The sequence below is a fragment of the Mucilaginibacter koreensis genome (genome assembly GCF_054783355.1).
On sequence record NZ_BAAGQS010000001.1, the window covers coordinates 1,475,898 to 1,488,145 of the forward strand.

Annotated in this window: 17 protein-coding genes; 9 read left to right on the top strand and 8 right to left on the bottom strand. The window is 40.9% G+C overall.

Going from position 1 to position 12,248, the window contains the following annotated elements; all coding sequences use genetic code 11:
* Positions 1-45 precede the first annotated feature (45 nt).
* Positions 46-315: a hypothetical protein gene (locus ACYVNW_RS06665; RefSeq protein WP_460679066.1), complete on the top strand. Its 270-nt coding sequence runs from the start codon at positions 46-48 to the stop codon at positions 313-315.
* A gap of 117 nt (positions 316-432) precedes the next feature.
* A complete protein-coding gene (locus ACYVNW_RS06670) occupies positions 433-648 on the top strand; it encodes a hypothetical protein (RefSeq protein WP_460679067.1) in 216 nt (71 codons plus the stop codon).
* 74 nt (positions 649-722) lie between these two features.
* Here the strand turns inward: ACYVNW_RS06670 and ACYVNW_RS06675 are convergent, their stop codons facing one another.
* From ACYVNW_RS06675 to ACYVNW_RS06690, 4 genes are all read right to left on the bottom strand, one after another.
* On the bottom strand, positions 723-1,049 hold the full coding sequence (locus ACYVNW_RS06675; RefSeq protein WP_460679068.1) for a hypothetical protein: 327 nt from the start codon (positions 1,047-1,049) through the stop codon (positions 723-725).
* Positions 1,050-1,242: 193 nt separating this feature from the next.
* On the bottom strand, positions 1,243-1,698 hold the full coding sequence (locus ACYVNW_RS06680; RefSeq protein ID WP_460679069.1) for a PA2169 family four-helix-bundle protein: 456 nt from the start codon (positions 1,696-1,698) through the stop codon (positions 1,243-1,245).
* 48 nt (positions 1,699-1,746) lie between these two features.
* On the bottom strand, positions 1,747-1,914 hold the full coding sequence (locus ACYVNW_RS06685; protein WP_460679070.1) for a hypothetical protein: 168 nt from the start codon (positions 1,912-1,914) through the stop codon (positions 1,747-1,749).
* 151 nt (positions 1,915-2,065) lie between these two features.
* Positions 2,066-2,542: a hypothetical protein gene (locus tag ACYVNW_RS06690; RefSeq protein WP_460679071.1), complete on the bottom strand. Its 477-nt coding sequence runs from the start codon at positions 2,540-2,542 to the stop codon at positions 2,066-2,068.
* Between the two features lie 290 nt (positions 2,543-2,832).
* On the opposite strand from ACYVNW_RS06690, the gene ACYVNW_RS06695 reads away from it, so the two are divergent.
* The 3 genes from ACYVNW_RS06695 (at position 2,833) to ACYVNW_RS06705 (ending at position 5,823) form a co-directional block, all read left to right on the top strand.
* Positions 2,833-3,057, top strand: a complete 225-nt coding sequence (locus ACYVNW_RS06695) for a hypothetical protein (protein WP_460679072.1) — start codon at positions 2,833-2,835, stop codon at positions 3,055-3,057.
* Between the two features lie 71 nt (positions 3,058-3,128).
* The gene (locus ACYVNW_RS06700; protein ID WP_460679073.1) at positions 3,129-4,619 is read left to right on the top strand and encodes an ATP-binding cassette domain-containing protein; all 1,491 of its coding nucleotides are present in this window, start codon (positions 3,129-3,131) and stop codon (positions 4,617-4,619) included.
* 79 nt (positions 4,620-4,698) lie between these two features.
* Positions 4,699-5,823, top strand: a complete 1,125-nt coding sequence (locus ACYVNW_RS06705; protein ID WP_460679074.1) for a CofH family radical SAM protein — start codon at positions 4,699-4,701, stop codon at positions 5,821-5,823.
* A gap of 71 nt (positions 5,824-5,894) precedes the next feature.
* On the opposite strand, the gene ACYVNW_RS06710 is transcribed toward ACYVNW_RS06705, so the two are convergent.
* Positions 5,895-6,740: a ferritin-like domain-containing protein gene (locus tag ACYVNW_RS06710; RefSeq protein WP_460679075.1), complete on the bottom strand. Its 846-nt coding sequence runs from the start codon at positions 6,738-6,740 to the stop codon at positions 5,895-5,897.
* A 23-nt stretch (positions 6,741-6,763) separates the two neighbouring features.
* On the bottom strand, positions 6,764-7,462 hold the full coding sequence (locus ACYVNW_RS06715; RefSeq protein ID WP_460679076.1) for a ferritin-like domain-containing protein: 699 nt from the start codon (positions 7,460-7,462) through the stop codon (positions 6,764-6,766).
* A 278-nt stretch (positions 7,463-7,740) separates the two neighbouring features.
* Between ACYVNW_RS06715 and scpB the strand changes: the two genes are divergently transcribed.
* The 3 genes from scpB to ACYVNW_RS06730 all read left to right on the top strand — a co-directional run bounded on the left by scpB (position 7,741) and on the right by ACYVNW_RS06730 (position 9,814).
* Positions 7,741-8,301 carry an SMC-Scp complex subunit ScpB gene (gene scpB, locus ACYVNW_RS06720; protein WP_460679077.1) on the top strand — a complete coding sequence of 187 codons (561 nt, stop codon included), beginning with the start codon at positions 7,741-7,743 and terminating at the stop codon, positions 8,299-8,301.
* 121 nt (positions 8,302-8,422) lie between these two features.
* The gene (locus ACYVNW_RS06725; protein ID WP_460679078.1) at positions 8,423-8,611 is read left to right on the top strand and encodes a hypothetical protein; all 189 of its coding nucleotides are present in this window, start codon (positions 8,423-8,425) and stop codon (positions 8,609-8,611) included.
* 81 nt (positions 8,612-8,692) lie between these two features.
* Positions 8,693-9,814 carry a GNAT family N-acetyltransferase gene (locus ACYVNW_RS06730; protein WP_460679079.1) on the top strand — a complete coding sequence of 374 codons (1,122 nt, stop codon included), beginning with the start codon at positions 8,693-8,695 and terminating at the stop codon, positions 9,812-9,814.
* 51 nt (positions 9,815-9,865) lie between these two features.
* Here ACYVNW_RS06730 and ACYVNW_RS06735 read toward each other — a convergent pair whose 3' ends face one another.
* Both ACYVNW_RS06735 and ACYVNW_RS06740 read right to left on the bottom strand, forming a co-directional pair.
* The gene (locus ACYVNW_RS06735; RefSeq protein ID WP_460679080.1) at positions 9,866-10,207 is read right to left on the bottom strand and encodes a helix-turn-helix domain-containing protein; all 342 of its coding nucleotides are present in this window, start codon (positions 10,205-10,207) and stop codon (positions 9,866-9,868) included.
* Positions 10,208-10,279: 72 nt separating this feature from the next.
* Complete coding sequence (locus tag ACYVNW_RS06740) at positions 10,280-11,647, bottom strand: UDP-N-acetylmuramate--L-alanine ligase (protein WP_460679081.1); 1,368 nt, start codon at positions 11,645-11,647, stop codon at positions 10,280-10,282.
* Between the two features lie 173 nt (positions 11,648-11,820).
* Here ACYVNW_RS06740 and ACYVNW_RS06745 point away from each other — a divergent pair, with 173 nt between their 5' ends.
* Positions 11,821-12,228, top strand: a complete 408-nt coding sequence (locus ACYVNW_RS06745; protein ID WP_460679082.1) for an Rrf2 family transcriptional regulator — start codon at positions 11,821-11,823, stop codon at positions 12,226-12,228.
* Positions 12,229-12,248: the final 20 nt, after the last annotated feature.

Sequence of the window (12,248 nt, forward strand, 5' to 3'; positions counted from 1 at the left end):
TTTTTGTTTGGTGTATTAACAATAAAAAATTAAATACTTGCAGCTATGAAAAACTCATTAAAAGCCGGCCTGCTGGCATTAACTATTTCGGTGTCATTTGCAGCCTGCGACGGCAACAAATCAACATCGGGTTCTGACTCAACCAAAGTTGACAGCACTGCTATGGGTACTGATACTACTGCTAAGGTTGACAGCACTACCAAAGACACTACTGTAGTTAATGCTGATACTACCCATGCAGCCAATGGTGTAGATACCATTCAAAAAACAGTGACCAAAACTTCCGTGACTAAAAAAAGCACCAAAAGCGAATAATTAACAGCATTATTAAGTAACCCATTATTTTTTTGAAAAAATTTAAAAATAGTTGGGTTACCTTTTAAAGGTATGAGTATTAACAGGTAATTAATCACCTTTTAAAAAAATAAGAAAATGAAAAATGCATTCAAATTAGGCGTATTAGCCTTAGCTTTATCTTCAATGGTTGCTTGCAAAGGTTCTGGTTCAGGTTCAGGTTCTGATTCAACTGCTACTGACTCAACTTCAACTATGAGCTCTACTACTGACACTGCTGCTACTGCAACTACTGATACTGCAGCTATGAAAGCTGATACTTCTAAAATGGCTGATACTACCAAAAAAATGTAATATCAATTATTCCAACATAAAAGCCCCTCAGGATATCCTGAGGGGCTTTTATGTTTTATGGTAAATTATATAACTTACTTTTTAGCAGTAGAATCTTTACCTGCCTTTGCAGTATCTACCGGCGCAGGAGCGGCAGCGGCAGTTGCCGGTTTACCTGCATAAAAGCTGTGTTTAGAAGTATCTTTAACAATGCGTGAGCCGCCAGAACCTGCGTTTTCCAGCATGGTAGCACTACCTAACTGGGTTGTAACCCTTGAGGTATCAATTACTTTAGCACCGGCGTCGTAGCCCGGAATATCCTTAACAGAATCCTGACCACCGGTAGGTGTATGATCACCACTGCAGGCTTGCAATACACTGGCAGCAGCGCCAATAAGGATCAGGCTGAACATTTTTTTCATTGCTGTATTTATTTTAATCATTATTAGTTAGACAAATGAATAGTTGCGTTGTTTGTAGACTGCAAAACTACAAAACTGTGCCTTATTTAAGTGCTAAAATATCAGCTGATGAATAAATAATCATTATAACAAGCTATTATTAAACAAAAAAGCACCTGCCTGGGCAGGTGCTTTTTTGAGGGTGATTAATTAACTATTTAACAGAATCACGCAGTGCTTTAATTTCATCATGAGAAGCTGTAATTTTTTGCTGCTGCTCAATCAGTATATCTTTAATATAAGCCGGAAGTTTTTCATCTTCAATAGCAGTTTGGTATGCTTTTTTGATGGCATCTTCTCCAAACTCACATTCTTCTAAAACACTTCTTTCGCTGTGGCCGGTAAAAAAGGCTTTTACATCAAGCCAGGTGCGGTGCAGGCTTCCGCTATTGGTGTTTTCGTCTTCAATATCCTTGCGGAAAGTTTGAATTTCGGTACCCAGCGCCATTTTGTTATGATGGCATTCGCCAATAATGCGGGTAAATATTTGCTTTAAATCTTCGTAACCTTCGCCAATTTCTTTGGTAGCGTGTTCGTAACCGTTGATACGGTCGTTATTGATGTTAACTAAATCATTAAGCACCTCAACGGTGTGGCTTGCATTTTCCATAATATTAATACGTAAGTGGTTGATGTTTAAATTGAAATAATAAAGCGATTAAGATCTGCCCCTGAATAATGAGATTACCCAGAAGATAATGGCCACTACAACAATAACGGCAATAATGCCCACTGCAGCACCGGCTTTGAATATGCCGCCGATTACTGAACAACTGCTCAGCACCATTAATACTAATGCTAAAGCTGGTAAACTAAGTTTTTTCATATTGATAGATGTTTGTTAAGTAGAATGTATTTCAACATATAAAAAAAATAAAGCCGCTTATGTTTGAGATAAGCGGCTTTATTTTTCAATAATGATTAAACGGATATGCTAAAGCGCCGTTAATGATGCTCTCATACAAATTGCCGGAACGTTAAGCAAGCACTTTCTTTTTATGATTACGGCTTATTTTATTTAAAAGCTTGATGCTCCCGGCAGCTACCAGCCCTCCTGTTAAATAATAAAGTACGGCCATAGCCTGGGTTTGCGGGGTACGGTTGCTATGTTCTTCGTTTAAACCCATAGGTTTGGGCAGATATACGGCACCGGCACCGGCCGCCAAACCCAGTAAAGCACCTTTAAGCCAAGTCTGCTTTTTTCCCAACCCGGCAGCACTGTAAAACAGAGCATTACTCACTATGTCGCCGGCCATGGTCAGATAATATAAATCAGGCTGTTCGGGTATTGGGGCATCTGCTTTTTTTAACGATTTACCCAGGGCCTCCATCCCTAACAAGTCCATGCGTGGTGCATCTTCATTGTTGGCTTTCACGTATTGATGTAATGCGGTTAGCGCCAAGGCACCTGCCAAGCCTCCGCCAAATGCAATCCAGCTGCTTTGTTTGCTCATAACAATTTATTTAAAGCATTAACAAAATTTACACAGGCAAAGTTTAAGATAGTTTCATTCATACACATTTACACACCGAAGTGACCTTAAAATAAATTTTTTCTTTTTGCAATCAATTTGGCTTGAAATCTGTTTTAATGACTTTTACGTAGCTGCATTAACCATCGAAATGTAACAATTGAGTAAAATCGGTACAATAAGTGTAACGTTTTTTGTTCCCGGTGCGTAATCACAAGAAAACAGCCACAATATTAAGCGCTGTTATTAACTATATTTTATATTATTTTTTTATGATTTATGACATTCAACCTGCTATTCAATGCGAGAATTGCGTAAAGTGTGGAAGCAGGCCTGTTATTGAGCAAACCAAAAAAGAATGGATAGTGAAATGTCCGAACAAGCAATGTGCGAATGAAGTAAAAAGCACTATTACAGATATCAACTTGTGGAACCATAAAAACAAGCCAAAAGTTGAATTGAATACGGTTACTGCTGCTTTGAAAAACACAGCTTAACAATTGCGCCTGCCTGAATTGCTTTATATTATATAATGATAATTATATTGCGCATCAGGTTTTGAAAGCGCATGGAAGATTCAATAGTAAGCATACAAGATGGCCGGTTATTATATAACGGCCATCTTGCTTTATCACATATCAACATTACTGTTACCAAGGGTCAGCACTGGGCAATCATCGGGCCATCGGGCTCCGGTAAAACTACCCTACTCCAGGTGTTGGCCGGCAATAGAGCACTAAACGGAGGCAATGTCAGCTATGGCACCCCTGGCTCTTTTAATACCCAAACGCCTTTGCACCCCAAACCGGTGATGGTGAGTTTAAGGCACGGCTTTCGTGATGTTGAAAATACTACTTCGTTTTATTACCAACAGCGTTACAACTCGTTCGATTCGGGCAACACGGCTACGGTAGCCGAATACCTTTCTTCTACCAGCGCCGCAGCAAATAATGAAATTAATTACTGGACTTTAGAACAGCTTACACAACAACTTCATTTACAACCTTTACTGCCTAAGCACCTCATCAAGTTATCAAACGGCGAAACCCGAAGGCTGATGATTGCTGCCGCCTTACTTAAAAATCCAGCTTTGCTGTTACTGGATAATCCTCTCACCGGTCTGGATGCCAGCAGTCGCCACGAACTGGATACACTTCTAAAAGAAACTGCCGAATCGGGAATTACCATTATCCTTACTGCTTCGGCGCAGCACATCCCCGAAGTAATTACCCATATTGCACAGTTGGAAAAGGGTCAGTTGGTGCAGGCCTGCCGAAAAGATGAGCTGGTTGCCACGGTGTTGCCTAATCATTTCGATAATCACCGGCTTGAGCAAGTAAAGCAACTATACACCGCAAACTATAAGGCTCACCGTTACAACTATTTAATACGAATGAGCAATATCCATATCCAATACGGTGATGTGAAAGTATTGGATGACGTAAACTGGACTGTATTGCCAGGCGAGCGTTGGTCATTATCAGGCCCCAATGGTGCCGGTAAATCTACTTTACTTAGTTTAGTTACCGGCGATAACCCTCAGGCATACGCAAATGATATCATACTCTTTGATAATAAACGTGGCAGCGGAGAAAGCATCTGGGATATTAAAAAGAACATTGGTTTTATTTCGCCTGAGCTGTATCAATACTTCCCGGCAGACCAAAGCTGCCTGCAGGTAATAGAATCAGGATACCATGATACCTTAGGCCTGTTCAGGCCATCGAACCCTAAAATAATGGCTAATGCCATACAATGGATGCAGGTTTTCGACATTGAACAGTACCGGTTTATATTGCTCAAAAACGTACCTGCCAGCGTGCAGCGCCTTTGCCTGCTTGCACGGGCCCTGGTGAAATGCCCGCCACTTCTCATTTTAGACGAGCCTTGCCAGGGACTGGATGACATGCAGCAACAGCATTTTAAATCAATTATTGATGCCATAGGCGAAGCCACCCAAGTCAGCATCATATATGTTACGCATTATCCGCATGAGATTCCTGACAGCATAAGCCATCATTTACGGTTAGAAAACGGACGGGTAGCTTATTGCAATTGAGCCCTTAATAACAGCTTCATCTGTTTGTCAATCTTCAGCAGGTTTGGTACAAGCTAAGGGGCTTTATGTATCTTTGTGTATGAATACGGCTGATTTACTGCAAAGGGCGCTCCGCTTCGACTTTTTAAGTATTGAAGAAGGTGTGCATTTATATCACAATGCCGGTACACCTGAATTAATGTATGTAGCTAACGAACTGCGCAAAATTCAGGTACCGCACGGGAAGGTAACATGGCAGATTGATCGCAATGTGAACACCACCAACGTATGTATAGCCAACTGTAAATTTTGTAACTTCTTCAGGCGACCCGGCCATGAGGATAGCTATATAACGGATATAGAAACCTACAAGCGTAAAATTGAAGAAACCTTTCGTTTTGGCGGCGACCAGTTATTATTGCAAGGCGGCCACCACCCCGACCTGGGCCTGGCATTTTATGTTGATTTATTTAAAGAGTTGAAGGAGTTATATCCGGCTCTGAAATTACACTCATTAGGTCCGCCGGAAATTGCTCATGTGGCCAAGCTGGAAAAAATGAGTCATATTGATGTACTTACGGCTTTAAAAGCAGCAGGTTTAGACTCATTACCAGGTGCCGGAGCCGAAATTTTGAACGACCGCGTACGCCGTTTAATTTCAAAAGGCAAATGTGGTGGCAAAGAGTGGCTGGATGTAATGCGCGCTGCGCATCAAATCAACCTGCCTACCTCGGCTACGATGATGTTTGGGCATGTAGAAACCATTGAGGAACGTTTTGAGCATTTAGTTTGGATACGCCAGGTACAAAGTGAAAAACCCGAAGGCCATTACGGCTTTACAGCATTTATACCATGGCCGTTTCAAGACGATGGTACCCTGCTGAGAAAGGTGCGCGGTATTACCAACAATGTAACCGGCGATGAATATATCCGCATGATTGCTTTGAGCCGAATTATGCTGCCAAACGTTAAAAACATTCAAGCTTCTTGGCTTACTGTAGGCAAGCAGGTAGCGCAAATATGCCTGCACGCCGGCGCCAATGATTTCGGTTCTATCATGATTGAGGAAAATGTGGTGTCAGCAGCAGGCGCTCCTCACCGCTTTACCGCGCAAGGCATTCAAAACTCAATACGTGAAGCAGGTTTTGAGCCGCAATTACGTAATCAAAAATATGAATGGCGCGAAATGCCGGTTCAGATTGAAGAGCAGGTCATCAATTATTAAATAATTTAAAAATCACATCATAAAAAAAGCGGCGCTACATAGCGCCGCTTTTTTTATGATGTGAAATTACCTTATGGTTTCAGGAAAAGTTTCACAATGTTATTTACAACATAGTCTTTGGTTAATGGCTCATCAAATGCTTCAGTTGCAGCATTAGCCGATACAAGTGTTGTAATATTTACAGTTGCCTGAGTAGTGTTATCTTCTCCAAGATAAACAGCAGCAGCGGCAGGAGCAGCAATTCCGCTGTTTACACCAGTAATCCATGGTTTTACGGCTACTCCGCGTAACTGACGCATGTAACGTAAGTGAGAAGCATGGCGTGCCTCAACAGAGTGAATGTTTAAAGCTGCGGTTAACACAGTTTGATTACCTAACAAGAACGGAGCCTGACCTTTGTAAGCTCTTACACCGTTATCTTCGAAAGCCTGTGCTAACGCCAGGAAAGTATCAAAACCAGCTGTTGTATTGCTGTTGATTGCAGCAAACGGGCCGTTACCGTTACCGCTACCGCCAGTATAATCAAAGTTGTTTAAAGTTAATGGCGCAATTGCAGCATTACCTAATTGCCCTACCAGAAACTTAACGTGATTGTTTTCGTCAGTTCTGATTAAAGCTAAACCTCCAGCTTCGGTAGCTGACATGATGCCTTGAAAACGTGGGATATAAGTATTGTAATATACAGATTCCAAATACTCAGCAGTTAACGCAAAATTTAATACATCGTTTACTGAGCTGGTTGCTGTTTGTCCGTAAGCTTTTTTAAACAGTGTTGAAAAAGCAAAAGGAAGTGCAGCTACGGCTACTTTTGAGCCAAAGCTGGTTATATTTTTAATAGCAGCTCTGCGCGGACTAACTCTTTCCGGAAACTCAGGGTCTGCTTTAACAATCTCTTCGATTAAATGATTAAGATTCATCTTTTTTTTGTTTTAAGGGTAGATTAATAAAGACCAAATGCAGGAGCCACTAACCGTGCACCACTAACGTATTTGTTCGCAATCGGAACAACTTCAGATGGCGCTTTTGATCTTTCCAGGCTGGTTCCTTCGCTCAACGTTACCACTGAGTTATCAACGAATGAGTTCATGCCGATCAAATCACGAATCAGGGCTGCATGTCTCGCTTCCACAGAAACAATTTTACCAGCTAACGTAAGATAATCTGCACTCTTAATCAGGTAACCTGCACCATTGTAGGCAGCTACACCCAAATCTTCAAATGATTTTGCGGCATTAAGTACACTGTTGCGATCGCCAAAGTTAATGCTGCTGAAATCTGGAGTTAGGGCTTTGATTGCGCTACCACCTAATGCAGCTTTAAAGAAATCGCGGTGTGCCTGCTCATGATCTCTGATATCAGTCAACAATGAGCGCTCGGTAGATGACATACCACTGTATGCGTTATCAATTACAGCTTTGTAAAAAGCAGCTTCTAACTGCTCTAAAGCATAAGCATAGTTTAAGATGCCAATGTCTCCGCTACCGATATCTACAATACCCGGGTCGCCTGAAACTCTGTCTTTTTTACATGAAGTGGCGGTCAATGCACCCACAGCTAACGCTCCTGCACCTGCAAATTGCAGGAAAGAGCGACGTGCCATTTTGTTGCCTGCCATTTCATTTCCAGTAGATGTTTTCATAGGAAAGATTTTGTTTTAAAAGTTGATTTATTTTAATTACTGTACTACAATCTACGCAGGCTTTAGTTGGGCGGTTTTTGAAAATATTTAAGTTCCACACCTATTAGTTGTAAATATTTTTTCATCATCATAAAAAAACCGCCTTTTTAAAGAAATTTTAAAGAATTTGGTGCTTGAATTATTTTTTGATTTTTTTTATTAAAACTCTCCTTTTTCCTTTTTTATGGCTGTAAATGACTGATGTTTATAGCTTTGTTGATCAGAAATAGTTTTTCAATATGGATAACCTCCAACAACAAATTCAAGCCCTGATCTTCGCCTCTGAACAAGGCATAAGAATTGAAGAAATCATATTTTGCCTGCAGCAGACTTCTGAAAGCGATTATACAGAAGTTCAAATTTTAGCGGCAATTGACGACATCAAGGGTCGCTATGCTCAGGCAGATTTGGCCATTGAACTGGTAAAAATCAATAACGGCTATCAGTTTCTGACTAAGAAACCCTACCACCAGGTAATTGGCCTTTTGCAATTGCAACGCTCAAAAAAGAAGCTGAGCCAGGCAGCTCTCGAAACATTGGCCGTTATTGCTTACCGGCAGCCGGTAACTAAAACCGAAGTTGAACAAATACGAGGCGTAAATTGCGATTACACCATTCAAAAATTATTGGAAAAAGACCTCATTAGCATTGCAGGAAAAGCTACTACGCCAGGCAAGCCGGTTATCTACCAAACAAGCCCTTATTTTGCAGATTATTTTGGAATAAACAGCTTTACCGACCTCCCGAGGATGAAAGATTTGGAGCCGGCCGAAAACACCATTGGAAATCAGCAGGAATAATTTTTTTGTTATTTTTACAGTATAGCTGATTTAGTTATTTTTGAATCTGTAAGGTAATAAAACCTGCCGCCGGAAATAACAAAAATTTTGACCTGTTTTTTTACATATAGCAAGTAATAGTATGGAAACGCCAAAGAAACCTGTAAAAAAATCTGCTGCTAAAACCTCCGCTAAAACACCTGGGGCTAAAGCAGCTCAGCCTAAACCTAAAAGGCGCTTTGATGATGATGACGAAGATGATGACGAATACAGTATGCCTTTAGAGGATATTGATTATGACAGCCTGAGGAATTATGACGATGAAGACTAACCTTCGCGTTAATTAAACTAATACATTTGTAAGCATCCGCCTCTCGAGCACGGATGCTTTTTTATATTTATCTGCCTGTTAATGAAAGTTGTTGAAGTAAAAGATAAAGCTACCCAAAAGAAATTTTTAGCCGTTGCCCCACTGGTGTACAAAAATGATCCAAACTGGATCAGGCCGCTGGACAACGACATTGAAGCCGTGTTTGATCCTCAGAGAAACAATTTTCATCAGTTTGGCAAAATTACCCGCTGGATTTTGCTGGATGACAGCAACCAACTAATTGGCCGCACAGCTGCATTCATCAATCAAAAAAAAGCGTTTAACAATCCACAGCCTACCGGGGGTATTGGCTTTTTCGAAGTAATTAACGATGAAAAAGCGGCCTTCTTTTTATTTGATACCGCTAAAGAATGGCTGAAAGCCAATGGTATGCAGGCCATGGACGGAATCATTAATTTTGGTGAGAATGATACATTTTGGGGATTGCTGATTGAAGGGTTTACACCGCCCTCTTATGGCATGAATTACCACCCACCCTATTACAAAAAATTTTTTGATGCTTATGGCTTTATTACTCAATATGAGCAGATTACCCATCTGTTGAGCTCACATAAATCTTTCCCCGAGCGTTTTACCAAAATTGCTACCTGGGTAAGAAATAAGCCGGGGTACGAATTCAGGCATTTTGAGAGCCGTAAGATTGAGCAGTTTGCTGCCGATTTTATGGAGATTTACAATGACGCCTGGCAAAATTTTGAAAACTTCGTACCCATCAATCGCAATACCATTCTTGAAACTTTCAAGAAAATGAAGCCCTTAATTGACGAGCAGCTCATATGGTTTGCCTATGTTAACAACGAGCCGGCCGCCTTTTTGTTAATTATGCCCGATGCCAACCAGATATTTAAACACTTGAACGGCAAACTGGACCTTATAGGCAAACTGAAGTTTTTATACTACCGGTGGAAGGGTGTAAACCGTATGCGGGCGGTGGTGATGGGAACTAAAAAGAAATTTCAAAAACATGGCTTGGAATCGGTACTATTCATTAAAACGAAGGAGTATGTATTACCGCTGAACAAATATGACGAGCTTGAACTCTCATGGGTAGGCGATTTTAATGAGCAAATGCTGGCGCTACAGCATGCCATGGAGGCTACGCTTGATAAGAAACATGCTACCATGCGGTACATATTTCCATAAAAAAAGCCGGATCATATGATCCGGCTTTTTTTATGCTATAGAACTGAATGCTTAGGCAGTAGCTTTGCTTTGGCGCAGCTCTTCAAAAAGTTCAATTACTTTCTTTTGCAAATCAATCACTTCAGTTTCTCTGTCCATTAACTTCTTGTTAACGTTCTCTAATTCGTTAACATATTTTTGCTCGTATTCAGCATCGTTAAAGGTAAGTAACTGCACTACCGACATTTCAAAAAGTGTGGCAATCTGCTCCAGTCTCGACAGGTTGATGTCGGTGATACCGGTTTCGATTTTTGAAAAAGCAGGAATAGAAATATCCAGCCGTTTAGCTACATCTTCCTGGCTCCAGCCCTTTTGATGACGTAATAATCTGATTTTTTTGCCCAATGTTTTCATTTCATTTAATTAAGGATAAGGGATTTCTCAATAGTTAATAAAGTTACAACAATAATTCAATATAAAAATATTTTAAACAAATTTGTGGATAACTTTGTTACTGAGGTCTTGTAAATCCAATCCTCCAAAGTTACCTGAACTCATTAAAAGCAGGTTTTTATCTGCATAAGCAAAACTTTCCAGGTAAGTTACCAACTCAGCAGATGAGTTAAAAAATTGCAAATCAGTGCGCTGAAAAGCATCTTTAACCACGTTCGCCTCGTAAGGTTCCATTTTTTTCTGTTCAAACGTTTTTGCATCAATGTAAACAATTGCGGTATCCGCTTCATCCATTGCACCCGCATACTCAGCTAAAAACTCTTTATTCAGGCTGCTGAAAGTATGCAATTCCATGCAGGCCACCAGCTCACGGTCGGGGAACTGCTGTTTAACCGCCTGTATAGTTGCCTTTAACTTAGATGGCGAATGCGCAAAATCTTTGTACACATTGGCGCTTTCATTTTTACCCAACAGCTCCAGGCGCCGCGCCGCTCCCTTAAAGGTAGTCATGTATCCGTAATAGTCAGCAGTATCAATACCCAAACTATTACATACCGAACGTGCAGCTTCCAGGTTGAGCAGGTTATGCTCACCGAATACTTCCAACGGATAACTTTCGCCTTGAAACTTAATACTGGTAACCCCGTCTTCTACCTGATAGTTGGGCAAAGTATACGGCAGCTTTGTTACGGGCGACTGGTTATCTGCAATGACTTGGTTTAATACTTCATCGTTAGCAGCGTAGTACACGGTGCCATTCGGTTGTATGGTTTGAATAAAAATTTCAAACTGTTGAATGTAGTTTTCAAACGTAGGAAAAACGTTGATATGATCCCAAGCAATGCCGCTAATGACGGCTACATCTGCTTTGTATAAATGAAATTTAGGCCGGCGATCAATAGGCGACGACAAATATTCATCTCCTTCAATAATAATCACAGGCGCTTCATTGGTTAGGCGCACCATGGTTTCAAAGCCTTCGAGCAATGCCCCTACCAGGTAATCAAAATTTTTACCTGCTGCTTTCAGCGCATGCAAAATCATTGAGGTAATAGTGGTTTTGCCGTGGCTCCCACCTATTACTACACGTTGCTTCGTTTTTGATTGCTCGTAGATATACTCAGGGTAAGAGTATATTTTTAAGCCCAACTCCTGCGCTTTCAGCAGTTCGGGGTTGTCTACTCGCGCATGCATACCTAATATCACCGCATCCAAATCAGGTGTAATACGGTCGGGGTGCCAGCCTAATTCGGCGGGCAGCAAGCCATATTTTTTTAAACGTGAAACTGATGGCTCGAACAGCACATCATCGGATCCGGTAACGGTAAAGCCTTTTTGGTGCAAAGCCATAGCGAGGTTGTGCATAGCACTGCCGCCTATAGCAATGAAGTGTACTTTCATGTAAAAGAATATTGCCTTAAAAGCAATGCACAAATAAACAAAAAAGCAGTGTTGTGGCAAAACTATTTCGGTGTTCATGAAACACTATTGTCACAGTATATTCATGTTCCGATATTCAGATAAAACTTTGAGGCATTTAATTACCTTTGTACTGTAATAAATAAAATTACAGTATGAGCGGTCGCTTTCAAATTGCTTTACACATTTTAACCCTTTTGCAACATGCAGATGGGGCACAATTATCATCCGACTATATTGCCGGCAGCGTGAATGTGAACCCGGTGCTCATTCGTAAAGAAATCAGCAACCTGAAAGCTTTAGGTTTAATTGAAAGCCGCGAAGGCAAGAACGGAGGCTATACGCTTGCCAAGGATGCAACCCAGATTAACCTGGCAGATGTGTATAAAGCTGTAAGCGAAGCACCGCTTTTGGGCAGGGCAAAGAACCAGCCTAACCCAAAATGTACTGTAGGCAAACACATTAACCAGCATTTAGACAGTTTATCTGCAAACCTTAATGAAAACATGATAAAGCAGCTAAGTAATGTCTCTTTAGCTGCTTTTACTAAACAGTTTAACTAATCTTATCTTTTTTATACATA

Bases quoted from the DNA above. Each gene is read 5' to 3' on its own strand.
- ACYVNW_RS06665 (WP_460679066.1), top strand. From the start codon at position 46: ATGAAAAACTCATTAAAAGCCGGCCTGCTGGCATTAACTATTTCGGTG.
- ACYVNW_RS06670 (WP_460679067.1), top strand. From the start codon at position 433: ATGAAAAATGCATTCAAATTAGGCGTATTAGCCTTAGCTTTATCTTCA.
- ACYVNW_RS06675 (WP_460679068.1), bottom strand. From the start codon at position 1,049: ATGAAAAAAATGTTCAGCCTGATCCTTATTGGCGCTGCTGCCAGTGTA.
- ACYVNW_RS06680 (WP_460679069.1), bottom strand. From the start codon at position 1,698: ATGGAAAATGCAAGCCACACCGTTGAGGTGCTTAATGATTTAGTTAAC.
- ACYVNW_RS06685 (WP_460679070.1), bottom strand. From the start codon at position 1,914: ATGAAAAAACTTAGTTTACCAGCTTTAGCATTAGTATTAATGGTGCTG.
- ACYVNW_RS06690 (WP_460679071.1), bottom strand. From the start codon at position 2,542: ATGAGCAAACAAAGCAGCTGGATTGCATTTGGCGGAGGCTTGGCAGGT.
- ACYVNW_RS06695 (WP_460679072.1), top strand. From the start codon at position 2,833: ATGATTTATGACATTCAACCTGCTATTCAATGCGAGAATTGCGTAAAG.
- ACYVNW_RS06700 (WP_460679073.1), top strand. From the start codon at position 3,129: ATGGAAGATTCAATAGTAAGCATACAAGATGGCCGGTTATTATATAAC.
- ACYVNW_RS06705 (WP_460679074.1), top strand. From the start codon at position 4,699: ATGAATACGGCTGATTTACTGCAAAGGGCGCTCCGCTTCGACTTTTTA.
- ACYVNW_RS06710 (WP_460679075.1), bottom strand. From the start codon at position 6,740: ATGAATCTTAATCATTTAATCGAAGAGATTGTTAAAGCAGACCCTGAG.
- ACYVNW_RS06715 (WP_460679076.1), bottom strand. From the start codon at position 7,462: ATGAAAACATCTACTGGAAATGAAATGGCAGGCAACAAAATGGCACGT.
- scpB (WP_460679077.1), top strand. From the start codon at position 7,741: ATGGATAACCTCCAACAACAAATTCAAGCCCTGATCTTCGCCTCTGAA.
- ACYVNW_RS06725 (WP_460679078.1), top strand. From the start codon at position 8,423: ATGGAAACGCCAAAGAAACCTGTAAAAAAATCTGCTGCTAAAACCTCC.
- ACYVNW_RS06730 (WP_460679079.1), top strand. From the start codon at position 8,693: ATGAAAGTTGTTGAAGTAAAAGATAAAGCTACCCAAAAGAAATTTTTA.
- ACYVNW_RS06735 (WP_460679080.1), bottom strand. From the start codon at position 10,207: ATGAAAACATTGGGCAAAAAAATCAGATTATTACGTCATCAAAAGGGC.
- ACYVNW_RS06740 (WP_460679081.1), bottom strand. From the start codon at position 11,647: ATGAAAGTACACTTCATTGCTATAGGCGGCAGTGCTATGCACAACCTC.
- ACYVNW_RS06745 (WP_460679082.1), top strand. From the start codon at position 11,821: ATGAGCGGTCGCTTTCAAATTGCTTTACACATTTTAACCCTTTTGCAA.